Below are 21,256 nucleotides of genomic sequence, written 5' to 3'. Positions count from 1 at the left end.
AGTAAAATAAAGACTATAAAAGTCTCTCTGGTTTTAAATTAAGTAGATTTGGAAAGCGCGAAAGTATATCGCGGAATGAAATCGAGCATCATTATACCGACAAAATGCGTATAAAGTCGTTAAACAACAATTTTTAACAAATGTTCAACTCGCTAAATATGCTAAAATTGTAACAATTTGATTATGAAGTACTAAAAAAATCTTAAAATTTTACGAATAAATCTAATTCTTACAAAAAATACTGATAAAATTGTAAGAAACCACAACTATTAAAAATAAGTTTTTATTTACACAAAAAATTATAACAATCTAAAAATAAGATGATTACAACAAGCACTCCAGACACAATATTTCTATTTTAAAAAATTAATATTACGTTTTAAGCCGTCGAATTTTGTTCTTTTGATAGGTGAGTTTTTAAAGACTGTCCGAAAGGTTTCCTCTGTTATTTCAATCCAGTCCTTTTTAGTAAAGGAAAGCAGATCTTGATTAGGATTAAACAAAGGTTCAGAGTGAGGTTTAGAAAATCGATTCCATGGGCAAACATCTTGGCAAGTGTCACAGCCAAACATCCATTCATCAAATTTTCCTTTCATTTCTTCTGGAAGATTTTCTTTTAGTTCGATAGTGTAATAAGAAATGCATTTACTCCCATCAACAATGTAGGGAGCTACAATTGCCTGTGTGGGACAGGCATCAATACAGGCAGTACAAGAACCGCAATGATCTGTAACAGCATGGTCATATTCTAGTTCTAAATCAATGATAAGTTCGGCAATAAAGTAAAAAGAGCCAACTTTTTGAGTAATCAAATTACTATTTTTTCCAATCCAGCCCAACCCGCTTTTCGCTGCCCAGGCTTTATCTAAAACTGGTGCTGAATCGACAAATGCTCGACCGGAAACTTCACCGATGTTTTCTTGAATAGAATGTAGAAACTCTTTTAGTTTATCTTTAATTACAAAATGGTAATCTTGTCCATAAGCATATTTCGATATCTTAAAACTTTCGTCATTTTGTATTGAATCTGGATAATAATTAAGTAAAAGTGATACAACACTTTTACCATCATCAACCAATAATGTTGGATCTAAACGTTTATCAAAATGGTTTTCCATATAGGCCATTTGGCCATTATGATTATTGTTCAACCACTTTTCAAGTCTTGGCGCTTCCTGTTCCAGAAAACCAGCCTTAGAAATTCCGCAAGAAATAAACCCAAGTCTTTTGGCTTCTTCTTTTATAAATTTTGAATATGTTTCTTTTGAATTGATACTCATCGTTTAAAAAATGAAACTTCAACGTTAATAGGTTTTAAAGTGATTAATGGGTTAAACTGAACGGTATCATTATCAGATTTAATACTATACTTTTTAACAATCTGAGATATCGTTAAACACATTTCATAAATGGCAAATCCGGTTCCAATGCACATTCTTGGACCTGCCCCAAAAGGATAAAAATATTGCATTGATACCTTTTTTTGTTCCCCAAGAAATCGTTCTGGAATGAATTCATCAGGATTATTCCAATATTTTGGATTACGGTGCAATTCATAAAAAGAAACTCCAATCAAAGTATCTTTTTTAATTTTAAATTGAGCCAAAGAATCATCCTCTAGATTTTGTCTGTCAGTAATCCAAGCTGGCGGATATAAACGCATAGACTCGTTCAAAACGGCATTTGTATAGACCATTTTTTGAAGCTGTTCAATACTATTACTTGTTTGCGATTCAACCTCAATAATTTCCTCGAACACCTTTTGTTGAACTTCAGGATTTCTCCCCAAAAGATAAAGTGTAAAAGTTAATGCGTTTGCTGTAGTTTCATGACCTGCAATAAAGAGCACTTTAATTTCATCAATCAATTGTTCAATAGACATACTTTCACCCGTATCTTCATATCGGGTTTCTAGGAGCATGTTCAATAAATCATTAATTTCTTCATTCGAAGCTTTTCTTTCTTCGATGATTTCCTTAATAATAGTATTATTTTCCTCCGCCAACTTAAGGTGTTTCTTGACCTGTCCACTCACTGAAAACCACCAAGCTTTATGTGGAAGTCTAATTTCTTTAATCAAGAAGTTTTGCACTTCTTCTATAATAAATTTAATGCGATTAAATTTATTCTCGGCATTCGAAAGCTGAAATAAAGATTTTGCGACAACATTAAATGCAAGATTACTCATAACCGGAAAAAGATCTATAGGTCTTTCTTCAACTAAATTATTTAATTCTGAAGCTATGGTCAGATTCATATTATCAACAAGCTGATTCATTTTTTGTTTATGAAAAGCTGGTTGAATAAGCCGTCTCTGTTTTAACCAAAAATCACCATCACTGGTTAAAAGTCCTTTACCTAAATATTTGGAAAGATAAACCGACTGAAATTTAGATTTATTATAATTCTTTTGGTTCTTAACCAAAATATGCTGCGCGATTTCATTATCTCGCGACAAGATTATATACTTAGAAAGACCAATTCTAATAGAAAAAGAATCTCCGAATTTTTCAAAATATCTTCTATGAAAAGGAATCGGATTTCTACGAACACCTTCGGCATCTTTGAAAAATCTTAGTAAAGATAAATTCTGAGGGTAAGTATATTTTAACTTATCGGACATAAAACTAAAATAAACCTCCTTGTATATTTGTGTTTATTTTTCCAAGATGTTTATAGGCTTTATCTGTAACTTCCCTCCCTCGAGGTGTTCTCATGATAAATCCTTCCTGAATTAAGAAAGGCTCATAAACTTCTTCAATAGTTTCACTGCTTTCACTAACCGCAGTTGCCAAAGTCGAAAGCCCAACAGGACCGCCTTTAAACTTATTTATTATAGTAAGTAATATTTTATTATCCATTTCATCAAGGCCATGAGCATCTACGTTAAGTGCTTTTAAGGCATATCTCGAAATTTCTATATCTATCCTTCCATTTCCTTTAATTTGAGCAAAATCACGAACTCGTCTTAGTAACGCGTTTGCAATACGAGGAGTACCACGGCTTCTGCCCGCAATTTCAATTGCAGCTTCTAGATCAATAGGCGTTTTTAAGATAGAAGCACTTCTCTCAACAATAGTGGTTAAAAGTTCAGTAGTATAATATTGTAATCGTGAAGATATTCCAAAGCGGGCACGCATTGGAGCGGTTAACAATCCTGATCGTGTTGTTGCTCCGATCAAAGTAAAAGGATTCAAATTGATTTGCACCGTTCTAGCATTTGGTCCCGATTCAATCATAATATCAATCTTGAAATCTTCCATTGCTGAGTATAAATATTCTTCAACAACAGGACTTAAGCGATGGATCTCATCAATGAACAAAACATCTCTTTCGTCTAAGTTTGTTAGCAAACCAGCCAAATCACCAGGCTTGTCCAATACTGGACCAGAAGTAATTTTAATGCCAACTTGCAGTTCGTTGGCCAATATATTTGCCAAAGTAGTTTTTCCTAAACCAGGAGGTCCATGAAAAAGCGCATGATCAAGCGCCTCACCACGCTGATTAGCAGCGGCAACAAAGACTTTTAAATTTTCCAAAACTTGATCTTGTCCGGCAAAATCATCAAATGACAGCGGACGCAATCTTTTTTCAAGATCTAACTCTTCTGAGTTATATCCTTTGGTAGTAGGATCTAGATTTTCATTCATCCTACAAAGATATATAAACTAATCAGTTTGTAAAATAGCAATACTGAACGATTAAAACTTTAACTAAACAAAAAAGGCTGTCATTTCTGACAGCCTTTGATTATTTTTAGTGGTGTAAAACTTCTTCACCTTCTTTCATTGGTACATTTTGAGGAACAAAATCTACATCATGATTTGGGTTACTATAGTCATATGGCCAACGATATACGTGAGGAATTTCTCCTGGCCAGTTTCCGTGGATATGCTCAACTGGAGTTGTCCACTCTAAAGTTGTAGATTTCCAAGGGTTCTGAACTGCTTTTTTACCGTAGAAAATACTGCTAAAGAAGTTATATAAGAATACTAACTGGAATGCACCTCCTACAAGAGCAAATGTTGTAATTAAAACATTCACATTTTGCAAATCATCAAATAATGGGAAGTTAGTATTTGTATAGTAACGTCTTGGTAAACCAGCTAATCCGATAAAGTGCATTGGGAAGAAAACCCCATAAGCACAAACCGCAGTTACCCAGAAGTGGATATAACCTAAGTTTTTATTTAACATTCTTCCGTACATTTTAGGGAACCAGTGGTAAATACCAGCAAACATTCCGTAAAGTGCAGAGATACCCATTACTAAGTGAAAGTGAGCAATAACAAAGTATGTATCGTGAACGTTAATATCTAGAGTACTATCTCCTAAAATGATCCCTGTTAAACCTCCAGTGATGAAAGTAGAAACCATTCCGATAGAGAATAACATTGCAGGATTAAATTGTAAGTTACCTTTCCATAAAGTCGTAATCCAGTTGAATGCTTTTACAGCAGAAGGAATTGCAATCAATAAAGTTGTAAAAGTAAATACAGATCCTAAGAAAGGATTCATACCTGAAATAAACATGTGGTGACCCCAAACAATTGTAGATAAAAATGCAATTGCAAGAACTGACATAATCATCGCTCTATAACCAAAAATTGGTTTACGAGCATTTGTAGCCATAATTTCTGAAACAAGACCCATCGCTGGTAAGATTACGATGTAAACCTCAGGGTGACCTAAGAACCAGAATAAGTGCTCAAACAATACTGGAGAACCTCCTTGGTAGTGTAAAACCTCTCCTGCAATATAGATATCAGATAAGAAGAATGAAGTACCAAAACTTCTATCAAAAATCAATAATAACGCTGCAGATAATAAAACTGGAAACGAAATAACACCAATGATAGCTGTTACAAAAAATGTCCAGATTGTAAGAGGAAGTCTAGTCATAGACATTCCTTTAGTTCTTAAGTTAAGTACAGTAACAATGTAATTTAAAGATCCCATCAAAGAAGATGCGATGAAAATCGCCATAGACACTAACCATAATGTCATACCTGTTCCTGATCCTGGAATTGCTTGCGGCAATGCACTTAAAGGAGGGTAAATCGTCCATCCTGCAGATGCTGGTCCAGCCTCAACAAATAATGAACATAACATTACAACTGCAGATAAGAAAAACAACCAGTATGAAATCATATTCATAAATCCAGATGCCATATCTCGTGCTCCAATTTGAAGCGGAATCAATAAGTTACTAAACGTTCCACTTAAACCTGCCGTCAGTACAAAGAATACCATGATGGTACCGTGAATTGTAACTAAAGCCAGATAAATATCATTTGCCATTACACCATCAGGTGCAAATTTATCTCCTAATAAAACATTAAATATTTTGAAAGACTCTTCTGGCCACGCTAATTGCATTCTAAAAAGCAAGGACATTGCAATCCCAATTACTCCCATAACAATACCAGTAATCAAGTATTGTTTAGCAATCATTTTGTGATCAATACTAAAAATATATTTAGTAATGAACGTGTCTTTATGATGATGTTCGTGCTCGTGATCGTGTCCGTGATCGTGACCGTGCGCTTCTGCTGACATATATTTGTACTTTAAATTTTCTTAATAATATTATTTCATCGCAACTTTAGCTACAGCCGCTTTAACAGTATCAACAACAGTTTTAACAGTGTCAATTACTTTTGCAGCAGTATCTGTAGTTGGTGCAGCTCCTTCAGCTGGTTTTTCAGCAGCCTTTGCAGCTTTAATATCCTGAGCTAAAGTAGTTTTTTCACTTAACCATTTTTTGTAATCCTCTGGTGTATCAACTACAACTTTCATCTGCATGTTATAGTGAGAAGCTCCACAGATTTTATTACATAATAATAAATAATCAAATGTATAAGGATCTAAAGCTGTACCTCCTTTTGCAACTAACTCAGCACTTTTTTCAGCTCTAAGTTTATTGATGTGCGCTACTTTCTCTACCATAAATGGTAACTCTCTGTACTCTGAAGTTGTATAAGTTGGAACGAAAGCAAATTCAGTAACCATACCAGGAACACAGTTCATTTGTGCTCTAAAGTGAGGAAAGTAAGCAGAGTGCAATACATCCTGAGAACGCATTTTAAAGTGAACTTTTTTACCTTTAGGAATATGCAATTCTGAAACTACGATATCATCTTGAGCATTTGGATCTGACATATCAACTCCTAATGTATTTACTCCTTCAATTAAACGTACGTTTGCTTTCCCTAATACATTATCTTGCCCAGCGTATCTTGCTGTCCATTTAAACTGTTGAGCATATAATTCAATCTCGATTACATCTTCATCTTTATCAACGAACATAATGTTATTCCAAGCATATAATCCATAAAGAATTAAACAAGCTAAAACCACAGATGGAATGATACTCCAGATTGCTTCTAATTTATTACTATCTGCAAAAAATAATGCTTTTTTATCTTTATTTCCTCTATTTTTAAAAGAAAACCAGTAAAGCAAACCTTGTGTAATAACTTGAACTATAAAGATTAAAACCCAAGTAATATTCATTAAATTATCTACTAAAAGTCCATGCTCAGAAGCAGGAGTATGAAGTGCCAAATTACCCCATTTTAGTAAACCATAAATAGTAAATATATAAATGAAAGCCAAAAAGCCAAACATAATATATCCCTGAATATTATTATCATTATCAGATGCAACTTGTGAATCATCCGAAGAAGTTCCTACCTGAGTAAGATCAAATATCTTCGTCAATTGCCATAGTGCAACTGCTAATAAAACTAAAACTATAATTACCAACAAACTTGTCATCTGTTTACTTCTTTAAATATTAATAATGAAAATGTTTACTTTCCTCGATGAAAGGATTTCTTTTTGCAAGCAAAGGAGATTTAGTTAATGCAGTAAATACAACAAATATAAATAGACCTAAGAAGAAAAGAATCGATGCAATTTCAGGAACTCCAATAAACCATTTGTCTCCTACAGTACCAGGCATAATCATATTAAAGAAATCAACATAATGACCTAATAATATTACAATACCAGCCATAACAACAACCCAGTTAAGACGTTTGAAGTCAGTATTGATTAATATTAATAATGGGAAAACAAAGTTCATAACAACCGCTCCAAAGAAAGGAAGGTTATATAATTGAATTCTTGTCACAAAATAAGTTACCTCTTCTGGAATGTTAGCGTACCAAATCAACATAAATTGAGAGAACCATAAATAAGTCCAGAATACACTAATACCAAACATGAACTTAGCTAAATCATGGATATGGCTTGTATTTACATACTCCAAATATCCTTTTGACTTTAAATAAATTGTTACTAATGCAATAGATGTAATACCGCTTACAAAGAAAGAAGCAAATACATACCATCCAAATAAAGTACTAAACCAGTGTGGATCAAAAGACATAATCCAATCCCAAGACATAATAGACTCAGAAACGATAAAGAATACTAAAAATCCTGCAGATGCTTTGAAGTTCTTTTTGTAGTAAAGATCATCATTAGCTTCATCTTGTGCCAAACAGTTTTTTCTAGAAAAATGACGGTAGATATTCCATCCTAATAAAAAGATAAAAGCTCTAGCGATCCAGAAAGGAAAGTTTAAATATCCAGATTTCCCAGCAATGATAGCATCATAGTTTGGGCTTTTAGGATCAGTTACGCCTTCTCCTAACCATACGAAGATGTGATTAAAATGCAATCCACATAATACTAAAAGTATAAAGAAGATTATAGAACCAGCTGGCAAATAAGCTGTTATACCTTGCATAACTCTAAATAAAACTGGAGACCAACCTGCTTGCGCAACTTGTTGAATAGCATAGAAAGCTAAAACTCCCATTGAAAGCAGTAAAAAGAAAATACAAGCTACATATACAGCAGACCAAGGCTTATTTTGCAATTGGTGCAATACGTGTTCTAAATGTTTTTCGTGCTCATTTGCACCAGAAACTTCTGCATGCTCAGCTCCTTTGTGAGAGTCATGTGCAACTTCAGCAGCCTCATGATGACCTGCTTCTTTATGAGATGCCTCCGCTTTTTCTTCATGCGCAGCGCCATGAGAACCATGTTCATCTGCCGCAAGTATTTTTTCAACTTCTTGAATATCCTTTGGTGCACTTAAAAAACCATACCCAATTCCTAATAGACCAACAGCCATTAAGATGATAGAAAAAGTTTTTAATTTACTTGAAAATGTATACATATCTATTACGATCAGTTTGTTCAACAATTATAATTGGCTTTTTAGTTTCAGAACATAGTCAGCAACTAACCAACGTTCGTGAGCACTTAATTGATTTGCATGTGAACCCATTGCATTTAAACCATAAGTCTCAACATGAAAGATACTTCCTTCAGTGATCTCTCTGTCTTTATAGCTAGGTACTCCAAGAAATTTCTCTCTTTCAACCAATTTACCTTTACCGTTACCAGCAGCACCATGGCAGCTAATACAGTAAATTTCGAAAAGTTCTTTCCCTTTTCCAGAGTTTCTCTCTTCTTCTGTCAAAGGTGATTTTAAATTAGCTTTTGCTAATTCATAACCAGCAGTTGAATTTTCATATTCATAAGGTTCAAAACCTCTATTGATAGTTCCTGCAACAGGAAGCTGTCCTTCTTTTCCTCCCTTAAATATTTTTGCTTCTGAATATGGCTCGTAAGCAACAGACTCATACATATTTGGGAAATACTGATAGTTCGGTGCCGAATTATTGTGGCAAGATGAAACTAAAATAGTTATACCAACTAAAAGTGTTATTTTATATATCCTTTTCATAGCTACAATTAATTCTTTTCTATTACTTTAACTTCCACAGCTCCAGTTCCTTCAAAGAAAGAAACCAATTCAGCTTCGTTATCATTTACAGCAACCTCCATTAAAAAGTGGTCATCAGTTGTTCTTACATCTGGATTTTCAGCTTCTTTAAAAGGCCATAATCTACTTCTCATATAAAAAGTAATTACCATTAAGTGAGCTGCAAAGAACACAGTCATCTCAAACATAATTGGCACAAAAGATGGCATATTCTGGATGAAGCTAAAACTTGGCTTACCTCCAATATCCTGTGGCCAGTCATGAATCATGATGTACCCCATCATAGTTGTTGCAACAGAAATACCAACACATCCATATAAAAAAGCACATATTGCTAATCTTGTTGGTGCTAATCCCATGGCTTTATCCAAACCGTGAACCGGGAATGGGGTAAAAACCTCTTCAATATGATGATGAGCAGCTCTAGTTTTCTTTACTGCACTCATCAAAACGTCATCGTCATTATAAATGGCGTATATAACTTTATTACTCATGATGTGAATCTTTACTGTTTGCTCTTTCTCTAATGTAATTATCTCCTGTTCCTTTCAAAATTGTTTTAACCTCTGCCTGAGCAATTACAGGGAATGTTCTAGAGTATAATAAAAACAATACGAAGAAGAAACCAATTGTTCCAATGAAAATTCCAATATCAACAAATGTTGGTGAAAACATTGTCCAAGAAGATGGAAGGTAATCTCTATGTAAAGAAGTAACAATAATTACGAATCTTTCAAACCACATACCGATGTTAACTACAATCGAAATAATGAATGAGAACATGATACTAGTTCTTAATTTTTTGAACCACATAAACTGAGGAGAGAACACGTTACATGTCATCATTGACCAATATGCCCACCAGTAAGGTCCAGTAGCTCTGTTTAAGAATGCATATTGCTCATATTCTACACCTGAATACCAAGCTACAAATAACTCAGTGATGTAAGCTACACCTACAATAGATCCAGTAATCATAATAATGATGTTCATTAACTCGATATGCTGTAATGTGATGTATGCCTCAAGGTTAGATACTTTTCTCATAACGATCAACAATGTGTTTACCATCGCGAATCCAGAGAAAACCGCTCCAGCAACAAAGTATGGAGGGAAAATTGTTGTATGCCATCCAGGAATTACAGAAGTAGCAAAGTCCATAGATACAATCGTGTGTACAGAAAGTACAAGTGGAGTAGCTAAACCAGCTAATACTAAAGATACTTCTTCAAAACGCTGCCAGTCTTTTGCTCTACCGCTCCATCCAAAACTTAAGATAGAATAAACTCTTTTGTTAAAAGGAGTAATAGCTCTATCACGAAGCATTGCAAAGTCAGGTAACAAACCAGTCCACCAGAAAACTAATGATACTGAAAGATACGTTGAAATCGCGAATACGTCCCAAAGTAAAGGTGAGTTAAAGTTTACCCATAAAGATCCAAATTGGTTTGGAATAGGCAATACCCAATATGCTAACCATGGACGTCCCATGTGAATGATTGGGAAAAGACCCGCTTGTACTACTGAGAAAATAGTCATTGCTTCAGCAGAACGGTTGATGGCCATTCTCCAACGTTGACGGAAAAGTAATAATACCGCAGAAATTAATGTTCCGGCGTGACCAATACCAACCCACCAAACGAAGTTAGTAATATCCCAAGCCCAGCCAACTGTTTTATTTAATCCCCATGTTCCGATACCGGTAGATACGGTGTAAATTATACAACCTAACCCCCAAAGGAAGGCTATTAATGCGATTGAAAATACAATCCACCATTGCTTGTTTGCAGGTCCCTCAACAGGTGCTGCTACATCTACAGTTACATCGTGATAAGATTTATCACCTATAACTAAAGGTTTTCTAATGGGTGCTTCGTAGTGAGACGACATAATCCTTTATATTGTTTCTTAATTAATAATTTTACTAAGTATTTCTAACTTTAACATGGTAAACCACATTAGGTTTTGTACCTACATGCTCTAATAAGTGGTATGATCTTTCGTCAGCCGCTAATTTAGCAACTTTACTTTCTTTATCATTTACATCACCAAATATCATCGCTCCTGAAGAACAAGCACTAGAACAAGCTGTTTGGAATTCACCATCTCTAACTGGACGACCTTCGTTTTTAGCTTTCAATTTAGTTGCTTGTGTCATTTGGATACACATAGAACATTTCTCCATAACACCACGAGAACGTACGTTAACGTCAGGATTTAACACCATACGGCCTAAATCATCGTTCATATGATAATCGAACTCGCTGTTTTTGTTGTATAAGAACCAGTTAAAACGACGTACTTTATATGGACAGTTGTTTGCACAGTAACGAGTACCAACACATCTGTTGTAAGCCATATGGTTTTGACCTTCACGACCGTGAGAAGTCGCTGCAACAGGACAAACTGTTTCACAAGGTGCGTGGTTACAGTGTTGACACATTACAGGTTGGAATGCAACTTGTGGATTATCTCCAGCTTTTTCCATTTCATTAAATGTAGATAATGAACTAGATAAACCTGCGATTCCCTCTTTTCTTTCGTTATCACCTTCAAAAGTGCTTTCAGAAGAATAATATCTATCGATACGCAACCAGTGCATATCACGGCTTCTTCTTACCTCTGCTTTACCAACAACTGGAACGTTGTTTTCTGCGTGACAAGCAATAACACAAGCCCCACATCCAGTACAAGCATTTAAGTCAATTGAAAGATTGAAGTGGTGCCCTGTTGTACGATCGAATGATTCCCAAAGATCTACAGTAGTAGCCTCAACTTCTTGGTGATCTAAAGATACCATTGGTTTTTCATTCCAATGTTCAGCATCTTTAGTATTGAATATTTCTAAAGTAGTTTCTTTAATAATATCTCCTCTACCCATTAAAGTTTTCTGACCTTGAACACAAGCAAACTCATGTACACCACCAGCTTTAGCAATAGATACAGATTGAACATTATTGAAACCTTTATATAAAGCGTAAGCATTTAAACCTACTTGCATTTCTTCTTTTAGAGCCGCTTTACGTCCATAACCAAGAGCAAGACCGATAGTTCCAACTGCTTGACCTGGCTGAACGATAACTGGAACATTCTCCAATTTAGCTCCATCAACAGTAATTGTAGCATAACTACCGTTCAAACCTCCATTTGCAACAATTTCGTTTGATAAACCTAGTTTTTTAGCATCTGCATTAGAAACTGTAACGTAGTTATCCCAAGAAACTCTTGTAATTGGATCTGGAAACTCTTGTAACCAAGGGTTGTTAGCGTGTTGTCCATCTCCTAGTCCTGTTTTAGTATATAATACTAATTCAAACTCACCAGCAGATTTAGATTTTGCAACAGCATTTGCAGCTGTAGCAGCATCAATAGCGCCTCCAGATAATGCTGTAGCTCCAAGAACAGCTACACCATCATGTAATACTTTATTCCAAGAAGCACCTGCAGTATAAGCCCCAGAATTTGCTTTTAAATAGTCATAATAAGTACCAGCAGCACCGTTTACTGACAATAAAACATCTTGAAATTGTTTTGTGTTGAAAATAGGACGGATTGTAGGCTGAGTTAAGCTATATGTTCCGCTTGTAAGTTCAAGATCTCCCCATGATTCTAAGTAGTGAGGAGCTGGCGCAGCAACTGAAACAATTGATGCAGTTTCGTCTTCTTTTAATGAAAAAGCAACTGACGTTTTAACTTTTTTCAATCCAGATACAAAAGAAGCTGAATCAGCTAAAGTGTAAACAGGATTAATTCCACTCATAATTAAAGTATGAACACTGCCTGCATTCAAATCTTTAATTAACTGTGCAACTACAGCATTAGAACCTTTTCTAATTTGTCTAGCTCCAGCAGTGCTAAAAGCTTCACTAGCCAATACTTGATTGATAGCTAAAACTAATAATTGAGCATTTTTATCTTCAATTCCAGATACTAAAACTCCTTTTGAACCAGCAGCTTTAAGCTGTTGTGCAGCTTTTACTACTTCAGCTTTAAAGTTTCCTTCTAAAGCTACAGGAACAGAAGCACCTACAACAATATTATAAATTTGAACTAAAGCTTGCTTTTGAGCAGCTACAGTCATTGGAACACGCTTATCAGCAGCAGCTCCAGATAATGTCATGTTTGACTCAAACTGAAAGTGACGAGACATTTTTCCGTTTTGAGGAATACGTCCTTGTGCATATCCAGTATCATATCCTCCACCTTGCCAATCTCCTAAGAAATCAGCTCCAACAGATACAATTAAAGAAGCTTTTGAAAAATCGTAATCAACTAAAGCTCTTTGACCATAAACAGATTCAAAAGCATCTAAAGCCTCAGATGATGAAACTGCATCATATACAACGTGCTTAGCGTTTGGATTTTTTGCAATAAACTCAGCAATTAATTTTTCTGTAGATGGACTTGCTAAAGTATTAGTTAATAACACTACTTGTCCGCCTTTAGCTTTTGCATCTGCTAAACTAGATTTGATTTTCAAATCAACAGCTGACCAAGAAGAATTTTGACCATCTACCTTTGGCTCTTTTAAACGAGTACTATCATACAAACCTAAGATAGAGGCATGAATTCTAGCATTTGCAGAAAACTTAGCTCCTGCAATTGTATTGTTTTCAATTTTAATTGGACGACCCTCACGAGTTTTCACCAAAAGATTAGCAAAATCAAATCCATCAAAAACTGTAGTTGCATAATAATCTGCAACACCAGGAATGATTTGTTCTGGTTGTAATACATAAGGGATAGACTTGTGAACAGGACCTTCGCAAGCAGCTAATGTTACAGCCGCTGTACTAAACCCTACGTACTTTAAAAAGTCACGACGTGAAGTTCCTGATGTAGCTAAAGCTTCTGCATTACCTAAAAACTCATCAGTAGGAATCTCTTCAACAAATTCGTTATTTCTAAGCGCCTCAACAATAGAGCTATTTTCTAGCTCTTCAACACTTTTCCAGTATTTTTTGTTTGATGACATTGTATATATATATTAAAATCTTAATAAATCGATTAATAGTGGCATTTACCACACTCTAAACCTCCCATTTGCGCTGCAGTTAATTTCTCTACACCGTATTTTTTAGAAAGTTCAGCATGAATTTTGTCATAGTAAGCGTTACCTTCCATCTTAACATCAGTTTTTCTATGGCAATCAACACACCATCCCATTGTTAATTTAGAGTACTGCTTCATGATTTCAAATTCTTGCACTGGTCCGTGACAAGTTTGACATTCAATACCTGCAACAGAAACGTGTTGAGAGTGGTTGAAGTAAACAAAGTCAGGCAAGTTGTGAATACGAACCCATTTTACAGGCTGTGTTTTTCCAGTATAAGCTTGTTTCGTCTTATCCCATCCAACAGCATCATATAATTTTTGAATCTGAGCATCGTAGAAAGCTTTGCTGTACTCTGGAGTAGCAGTTGATTCCGCAACCTCTGAAATGTTTTTATGACAGTTCATACAAACATTTAAAGAAGGAATACCAGCTGTTTTACTTACACGAGCAGCAGAGTGGCAATACTTACAATTGATTTCATTATCACCAGCGTGAATTTTGTGAGAGTAGTGAATTGGCTGAATTGGCTCATAATTCTGATCTACACCTACTTGCATTAAGTAGCCATAAACAAAATAACCACTAGCCAAAAGCAAAAAGATTGAAGTTACTAAAACCAAGAATTGATTTTTAGCGAAAGCTTTCCAAATTGGAAGCCTTGCTTCTTTTGGAGCAACCTCAATACCATTTTTATTTGCAACTTTAGTTAAAACCTTGTTTACCATAAACAACATCACAACTAAAATAGCCATTACAAGAGCAAGAGCCCCTAAAATAATGTTATTTGAAATAGCACCGTCCTGAACATTTGTACCAGGAGGAGTTGCAGCACCTCCCGCAGCCGCAGCTGGCTCAGCCTTAGGCTCAGAAGTATAAGCTATAATATTATCAATATCTCCTTCAGACAATTGAGGAAACGAAGTCATAACAGCTTTGTTATTTTCCTCAAAAAGTTTAACAGCAACAGCATCACCTGACTTAATCATGTCAGAACTGTTATGCACCCACTTGTAAATCCAAGCCATATCATGCTTAGCAGCAACTCCCCTTAAAGCAGGACCAGTTGATTTAGCATCTAATTTGTGACATGCAGCGCAATTTGCATTAAAAAGTTCCTTCCCTTTTACTGGATCACCGCCTCCTGCAGCTGGAGCAGCCGCAGCAGCCTCAGGCGCCGCCGGAGCAGCAGCATCTTGAGCAAATGAAGTTAGGGAGAAAATTAACGTTAGCGATAAGCCAAACAGCAATTTTCTTGAGATCGAATTATGGTTACCCACCTTTTTCATATAGTATAAATAATTGTCTACTAATTTTTGGTATGATTTTTTCTGTACTAAATCCAGTAAAAACGTATACCCTCTTTTAAAACTTGCACAAAAATACGACTTATGAACTATTCTCAAAACCTTAAAATAGTCTTAATTATCAATTTATATCAATTCTAAATAATATTAAAATTTCACACTCAAACTTTAAATAGTATTTTTGCATAAAAACCATCACATTATGAGAATTTTAAGTCCTTCAAAAAACCTTTTATTAACAATTACAACGATTGCTTTCGCACACAATATTAATGCTCAAGACCAAAATTTAACACTGAACCAAGATCCTAAATTTGAGCAGTTACTTAACGAGAAGCGCAAAATTAACACGTCAATAAATACAAACGATACTTATAGAATTCAAATATTTAGCGGTAAAAGCGACGAGGCAAAAAAAACGTTATCTGATTTTAAAAGAGAAAATTCAAATATTGACGGAACGATTATTTTCAGCACACCCAATTACAAAGTAATTGTTGGAAATTTTAAAACCAGAATAGAAGCCGAGAGAAATTTGGCAGAAATTAAAAAAAGATACAAAAGCGTTTTCCTACTTAAGCCCGGAAAGTAAAACGTAGAAAAATAAAAAAAGCGAGATTTATTTCTCGCTTTTTTATTGCCTTTAAAATACCACATCTCCACATATCAATCAAAGATCAATCCGCTATAGATTTCAAGAATTCTAAAAACTTCACACTACAATCTCCTAACCTAATCTACAACTTTAATTCCGCTCGCCAAAAAACGATTTTCTTCTCTAGGAGTTTTAACAGCATTTATTCCTGCTTTATTTTTTAGCATCTTTTGCATAATGCTTCAACTCTTCAACAGATGTTATTTTTCGTTCTGCACCAGCCTCTAAAACCAAATTTTTACCCTTTAATGCAGTAGAAACAAAAAACGAATAACACTTCATTTAACAAAGAAAGACACTCCGTCTGCCACCTTTATACTTATCCAGCATCCTTTTTTAGGACAAACATCTATTACCTCCCCTAACAACAACTTTTTCCATTTTATTTGTAGCTTTTAAATCTTTTCTGATTCTGCTACAGTAATCACACTATTAACAAAAGCACTTGAAACCTCTTCTCCGCAACAATCCTTTACTAAGGTATTAACAGCAGGCGAAACTGCTTTTTTTCTATAGCTTCTTGAGCAAAAAACAAAGCAGAAAAGCAAATAAACACAATTATCTAGTAGAATCTATTTTTCATATTATGTTAATTTTTATTCAACTTACTAAAATTCACACAAACTAAAAATACACACTTGCCTCAAAACATTCTAAAGCATCACAACTCAAATTTATAAACACAAAAAAAAAGTCCCAATTCACATTGGGACTTTTAAATATATTAATTGAATCTTATTTCAATTTCTTTTTGATTGCTACTTCATGATAAGACTCAATAACATCATTAATTTCGATATCATTAAATCCTTTTATCTGGATACCACAATCATAACCTTTAGTTACTTCTTTCACGTCGTCTTTGAAACGTTTTAAAGCGACTAACTCACCTGTATGAACTACAACTCCATCTCTAATAACTCTAATTTTAGCAGCTCTCAAGATTTTACCATCAGTTACCATACAGCCGGCAATTGATCCAACTTTAGAAATTTTGAAAATCTCACGAATTTCAGCTGTTCCTAAAACTTCTTCTTTCATTTCTGGCGCCAACATTCCTTCCATCGCATCTTTCAAGTCATCGATAGCAGCATAAATGATAGAATAGTAACGAATGTCGATTTCTTCTTTATCAGCAAGCTGTCTAGCATTTCCAGCAGGACGAACATTAAATCCGATAATGATTGCATCTGATGCAGAAGCCAAGTTAACATCGGTTTCTGTAATTGCTCCAACTCCTTTATGAATAATGTTGATTTGAACTTCTTCTGTAGAAAGTTTAGAGAACGAGTCTGATAAAGCTTCAACAGATCCATCAACGTCTCCTTTAAGAATAACATTCAATTCTTTAAACTGACCAAGAGCAATACGACGTCCAATTTCATCAAGCGTGATATGTCTTTGAGTACGTACAGATTGTTCACGCATTAATTGAGAACGCTTAGATGCAATTTGTTTTGCTTCTTTTTCATCTTCAAAAACATTGAACTTATCACCTGCAGTTGCTGCTCCATCCAAACCTAAAACAGATACAGGAGTTGAAGGACCAGCACTTAATATCGTATGTCCTCTTTCATCATGCATTGCTTTAACTTTACCATGATGCTTACCAGCAAGCATATAATCTCCAATTTTCAAAGTACCTTGTTGCACTAAAATCGTAGATACATATCCTTTTCCTTTATCTAAATAAGCCTCAACAACAGTTCCTTGAGCTGCCTTATTTGGATTTGCTTTTAGATCTAAAATTTCAGCTTCCAATAAAACTTTCTCTAATAATTCTTTTACTCCTGTTCCAACTTTTGCAGAAATATCATGTGACTGAATTTTTCCACCCCAATCTTCAACAAGTAAATTCATACCAGCCAAACGCTCTTTAATTTTATCAACATTCGCGTTTGGTTTATCAATTTTATTAATTGCAAATATAATTGGCACTCCCGCAGCTTGTGCGTGAGAAATTGCTTCTTTTGTCTGTGGCATGATATCATCATCTGCTGCCACCACGATAATAGCGATATCGGTAACCTGAGCTCCACGTGCACGCATTGCAGTAAACGCCTCGTGACCTGGAGTATCTAAGAATGCGATTTTTTGACCATTATCTAAAGTAACTCCATACGCTCCAATGTGCTGTGTAATACCTCCTGATTCACCAGCAATTACATTTTCTTTACGGATATAATCCAGTAAAGATGTTTTACCGTGGTCAACGTGACCCATTACTGTCACAATTGGCGCTCTTGTTACTAAATCTTCTTCTCTATCTTCTACAACTTCTATTGCTTCCTCAATATCAACTGTAATAAATTCAACATCGTAACCAAATTCATCTGCTACAATAGTTAATGTTTCAGCATCTAGACGCTGGTTCATGGTAACCATGATTCCAAGAGACATACAAGTTCCAATTACTTTAGTAATCGGCACATCCATCATAATTGCAATTTCACCTACAGTAACAAACTCAGTAACTTTGATTGTTTTACTTCCTTCGTCAAGCGCTCTTTGCTCATCATCAGATTTCTGACGGTGCGTTTCTCTTTTATCTCTTCTATATTTTGCCGCTTTAGATTTTCCTCCTTTACCTTGAAGTTTTTCAAGAGTTTCTCTAATTTGGTTTTTTACTTCTTCTTCTGTAGGCTCAACTTTAGCTACAATTGCAGGACGGTTTCCTTTTACAAAACCTGGTCTTTGGCTTCTATTAGCATTAAAACCTCCACCATTGTTATTTTGACCCGGCTTATTTTGATTTGGAGTACCAGGCGCATTACCTGTAGCAGGCTTTGGCGCACCAGGTGTACCCGGTTTTGGACCAATTCTTTTACGCTTATTTTTATTTGCGTTGTTATTATTACCAACTCCAGGAGTCCCAGGTTTATTCTGAGCCGCTTTAGGATCTTCTTTCTTCTTCTTAGGCTTATTAAATTGAGATAAATCAATTGTCTGCCCTGTAAGAGTTGTTCCTGTAAGCTTTTGATATTGAGTTGTAATAGTCTCCTCTGAAGTTGTTGGATCAGTAGACACGATTGGCTCCTGAGCAACTTTAGATTCTGCTTTAACTTCTTTTTTCTCAGTAATAATAGGTTCTTCTTTTTTTGTTTCAGAAACAGGAGTTGAAACAACTGGTTCAGATTTCACTGTTTCATTTTGAACAGGTTTTTCTGGCTGCACAGGCGCAGCAACAACTTTAGGCTCTTCGGCCTTAGCTGTTTCCTCAGAAGGAGTAATCGCAGGTTTTTTTGGATTCAAGTCAATTTTACCAACTTGTACAGGACCAGAAACAACTGCTCTTGCTTTGATTATTTCTTGCTGTTTTTGACGCTCTTCTTCTTGTCTGCGTTTGTCTTCAATTTCTTTCTCACGCTCTACACGCAATGCTTCTTTTTCCTTTCTTTTTTCTTCTCCAACCTCTTTAGAAGCCTCCTTGTTCCCCTTATCGCCCGCAAATTGGCTTTGAAGGATATTAAATTCACTGTCAGAAATTTTTGCATTTGGATTTGCATCAATAGCAATTCCCTTATCTTTTAGATAATCTACAGCTCTTTCTAACGAAATATTTAATTCCCTTAAAACCTTGTTTATTCTTATTACTCTCTCTTCAGACATATAACCTTTTTATTATTACCTTTTTCGTTGTGTTGTTAGAGCAGATGTAAGCTATTGCTTAATTATCAAACTCTTCTTTTAGTATCTTCATAACATCTAGAATAGTTTCCTCTTCTAAGTCTGTTCTTCTTACTAAATCTTCTACGTCGTGTTTCAAGATACTTTTTGCAGTATCCAAACCGATTTTTGCAAACTCTTCAATTACCCACTCTTCGATCTCATCTGAGAACTCTGTTAATTCAACATCGTCTTCATCTGCAACAGTACCGGCAACATCTCCTTCACGAATAACATCTAGCTCGTAACCTGTCAATTGACCAGCTAATTTGATATTGTGACCACCTCTACCAATTGCTTTAGAAACCTCTTCTAATTTCAAGAACACTTCAGCTCTTTTGTTATCTTCATCAATTTTGATAGAAGAAACTTTAGCAGGACTTAAAGCTCTTGTTATAAATAATTGAATATTGTTTGTATAATTGATTACATCAATATTTTCATTTCCTAATTCGCGAACAATTCCATGAATACGAGAACCTTTCATTCCCACACAAGCTCCAACTGGATCAATTCTATCATCATAAGAATCAACAGCTACTTTTGCTTTTTCACCTGGAATACGAACTACGTTTTTCACAGTAATTAATCCGTCAAAAACTTCTGGAATTTCTTGCTCAAATAATTTTTCTAAGAACTTTTCTGAAGTTCTAGACATAATAATTTGAGGTTTATTCCCTTTTAACTCAACGCTTTCAATGATTCCACGAACATTATCTCCTTTACGGAAAAAGTCAGATGGAATTTGTTTTTCTTTTGGAAGCACAATTTCATTTCCTTCATCATCAACCAAGATAACTACTCTTGGACGCACGTGATGTACTTCTGCTGTATAAATATCCCCGATAATATCTTTAAACTGTTTGTATAAATTTGTATTATCGTGTTCGTGAATTTTAGATATAAGATTCTGACGAAGCGCTAAGATAGCTCTTCTTCCTAAATCAATCAACTTTACTTCTTCAGAAACCTCTTCACCAATTTCAAAATCCGCTTCAATCTTTCTTGCTTCAGTCAATGTAATTTCCTCATTTTCAAAATCAAGATCCTCATCGGCAACAATTACTCTTCTTCTCCAAATTTCCATATCCCCTTTATCAGGATTAATAATGATATCGAAATTTTCATCTGAACCGTATTTTTTCTTTAATGCATTTCTAAATACGTCCTCTAAAATTGCCATAAGCGTTACACGATCAATAAGTTTATTATCTTTAAACTCTGAGAATGAATCGATTAATGCTAAATTTTCCATGCGAATTTTTTAATTAAAATTAAAATGTTACCGTAACAACTGCCTCTTTAATTTCTGTATAAGGTATTTGTTGCTCTTTTTGAACTGTTTCTTTTCCTTTTCCTACTTTTTTCGGTTCTCTTGCTTTCCAAGACAAAATTATAAAAACATCATTAGCTTCTACTAATTCTGCTTCAATTTTTTCTGTATTTGTGGTAACAATCAACGTTCTACCAACATTTTTTTTGTATTGTCTTATCATTTTCAAAGGAGTTCCTACTCCAACCGATGCTACTTCAAGCGAAAAATCCTGTTCTTCACGATCCAGATTATTCTCGATTGCACGACTAATATCAATACAGTCTTGCAGCGCCACTCCATTATCTCCGTCTAAACCAACACTAATTTTAAAAGAATCCGAAACTGCCAAATCAACCAAAAAGACTGATGGTTTTTCCAGAAGAGCTTCTGTAATTAATCCGTTTACTTTTTCTTTAAATGTCATAATTTTATAAAAAGAGGGGACACTTAGTCC

Annotated in this window: 17 protein-coding genes; 1 reads left to right on the top strand and 16 read right to left on the bottom strand. The window is 34.9% G+C overall.

The features are described from left to right. Positions 1-353: 353 nt before the first annotated feature. The 11 genes from queG to OZP10_RS12120 all read right to left on the bottom strand — a co-directional run bounded on the left by queG (position 354) and on the right by OZP10_RS12120 (position 15,148). Complete coding sequence (gene queG, locus OZP10_RS12170; protein WP_281631149.1) at positions 354-1,280, bottom strand: tRNA epoxyqueuosine(34) reductase QueG; 927 nt, start codon at positions 1,278-1,280, stop codon at positions 354-356. Then, a complete protein-coding gene (locus OZP10_RS12165; protein WP_281631148.1) occupies positions 1,277-2,623 on the bottom strand; it encodes a cytochrome P450 in 1,347 nt (448 codons plus the stop codon). The genes queG and OZP10_RS12165 overlap by 4 nt, the downstream gene beginning before the upstream one ends. 4 nt (positions 2,624-2,627) lie before the next feature. Beyond that, entirely contained in the window at positions 2,628-3,650 is a 1,023-nt protein-coding gene (ruvB, locus tag OZP10_RS12160) for a Holliday junction branch migration DNA helicase RuvB (RefSeq protein ID WP_281631147.1), read from the bottom strand. Between the two features lie 106 nt (positions 3,651-3,756). After that, positions 3,757-5,559, bottom strand: coding sequence for a cytochrome c oxidase subunit I (locus tag OZP10_RS12155; protein WP_111368034.1), 1,803 nt, complete (start codon positions 5,557-5,559; stop codon positions 3,757-3,759). Between the two features lie 30 nt (positions 5,560-5,589). Next, positions 5,590-6,780 (bottom strand): cytochrome c oxidase subunit II, encoded by a 1,191-nt coding sequence (locus OZP10_RS12150; protein ID WP_281631146.1) that lies wholly within the window; start codon positions 6,778-6,780, stop codon positions 5,590-5,592. Positions 6,781-6,799: 19 nt separating this feature from the next. Next, entirely contained in the window at positions 6,800-8,194 is a 1,395-nt protein-coding gene (locus OZP10_RS12145; protein ID WP_248729363.1) for a quinol:cytochrome C oxidoreductase, read from the bottom strand. Between the two features lie 27 nt (positions 8,195-8,221). After that, complete coding sequence (locus OZP10_RS12140; protein WP_177210955.1) at positions 8,222-8,767, bottom strand: c-type cytochrome; 546 nt, start codon at positions 8,765-8,767, stop codon at positions 8,222-8,224. Between the two features lie 8 nt (positions 8,768-8,775). Further along, on the bottom strand, positions 8,776-9,300 hold the full coding sequence (locus OZP10_RS12135; protein ID WP_111379238.1) for a DUF3341 domain-containing protein: 525 nt from the start codon (positions 9,298-9,300) through the stop codon (positions 8,776-8,778). Next, complete coding sequence (gene nrfD, locus OZP10_RS12130; protein ID WP_008466839.1) at positions 9,293-10,696, bottom strand: NrfD/PsrC family molybdoenzyme membrane anchor subunit; 1,404 nt, start codon at positions 10,694-10,696, stop codon at positions 9,293-9,295. Before nrfD ends, OZP10_RS12135 begins: the two co-directional genes overlap by 8 nt. Positions 10,697-10,730: 34 nt before the next feature. After that, entirely contained in the window at positions 10,731-13,781 is a 3,051-nt protein-coding gene (locus OZP10_RS12125) for a TAT-variant-translocated molybdopterin oxidoreductase (RefSeq protein ID WP_281631145.1), read from the bottom strand. Between the two features lie 32 nt (positions 13,782-13,813). Then, positions 13,814-15,148, bottom strand: coding sequence for a c-type cytochrome (locus OZP10_RS12120; protein WP_177210957.1), 1,335 nt, complete (start codon positions 15,146-15,148; stop codon positions 13,814-13,816). A 220-nt stretch (positions 15,149-15,368) separates the two neighbouring features. Here OZP10_RS12120 and OZP10_RS12115 point away from each other — a divergent pair, with 220 nt between their 5' ends. Beyond that, positions 15,369-15,758 (top strand): SPOR domain-containing protein, encoded by a 390-nt coding sequence (locus OZP10_RS12115; RefSeq protein ID WP_281631144.1) that lies wholly within the window; start codon positions 15,369-15,371, stop codon positions 15,756-15,758. A gap of 216 nt (positions 15,759-15,974) precedes the next feature. Here the strand turns inward: OZP10_RS12115 and OZP10_RS12110 are convergent, their stop codons facing one another. The 5 genes from OZP10_RS12110 to rimP all read right to left on the bottom strand — a co-directional run bounded on the left by OZP10_RS12110 (position 15,975) and on the right by rimP (position 21,226). Then, positions 15,975-16,103, bottom strand: coding sequence for a DUF4920 domain-containing protein (locus tag OZP10_RS12110; RefSeq protein WP_281631143.1), 129 nt, complete (start codon positions 16,101-16,103; stop codon positions 15,975-15,977). Beyond that, entirely contained in the window at positions 16,100-16,189 is a 90-nt protein-coding gene (locus OZP10_RS12105) for a DUF4920 domain-containing protein (protein ID WP_281631142.1), read from the bottom strand. Before OZP10_RS12105 ends, OZP10_RS12110 begins: the two co-directional genes overlap by 4 nt. Before the next feature lie 367 nt (positions 16,190-16,556). After that, the gene (gene infB / locus OZP10_RS12100; RefSeq protein WP_281631141.1) at positions 16,557-19,430 is read right to left on the bottom strand and encodes a translation initiation factor IF-2; all 2,874 of its coding nucleotides are present in this window, start codon (positions 19,428-19,430) and stop codon (positions 16,557-16,559) included. A gap of 58 nt (positions 19,431-19,488) precedes the next feature. Beyond that, entirely contained in the window at positions 19,489-20,742 is a 1,254-nt protein-coding gene (gene nusA / locus OZP10_RS12095; protein WP_095927936.1) for a transcription termination factor NusA, read from the bottom strand. A 19-nt stretch (positions 20,743-20,761) separates the two neighbouring features. Then, complete coding sequence (rimP, locus tag OZP10_RS12090) at positions 20,762-21,226, bottom strand: ribosome assembly cofactor RimP (protein WP_162536295.1); 465 nt, start codon at positions 21,224-21,226, stop codon at positions 20,762-20,764. Between the last annotated feature and the right edge of the window lie 30 nt (positions 21,227-21,256).

The organism is Flavobacterium luteolum, from assembly GCF_027111275.1.
GTDB classification, from domain to species: Bacteria; Bacteroidota; Bacteroidia; order Flavobacteriales; family Flavobacteriaceae; genus Flavobacterium; species Flavobacterium luteolum.
This window is presented reverse-complemented; position numbering and strand designations above follow the sequence as displayed.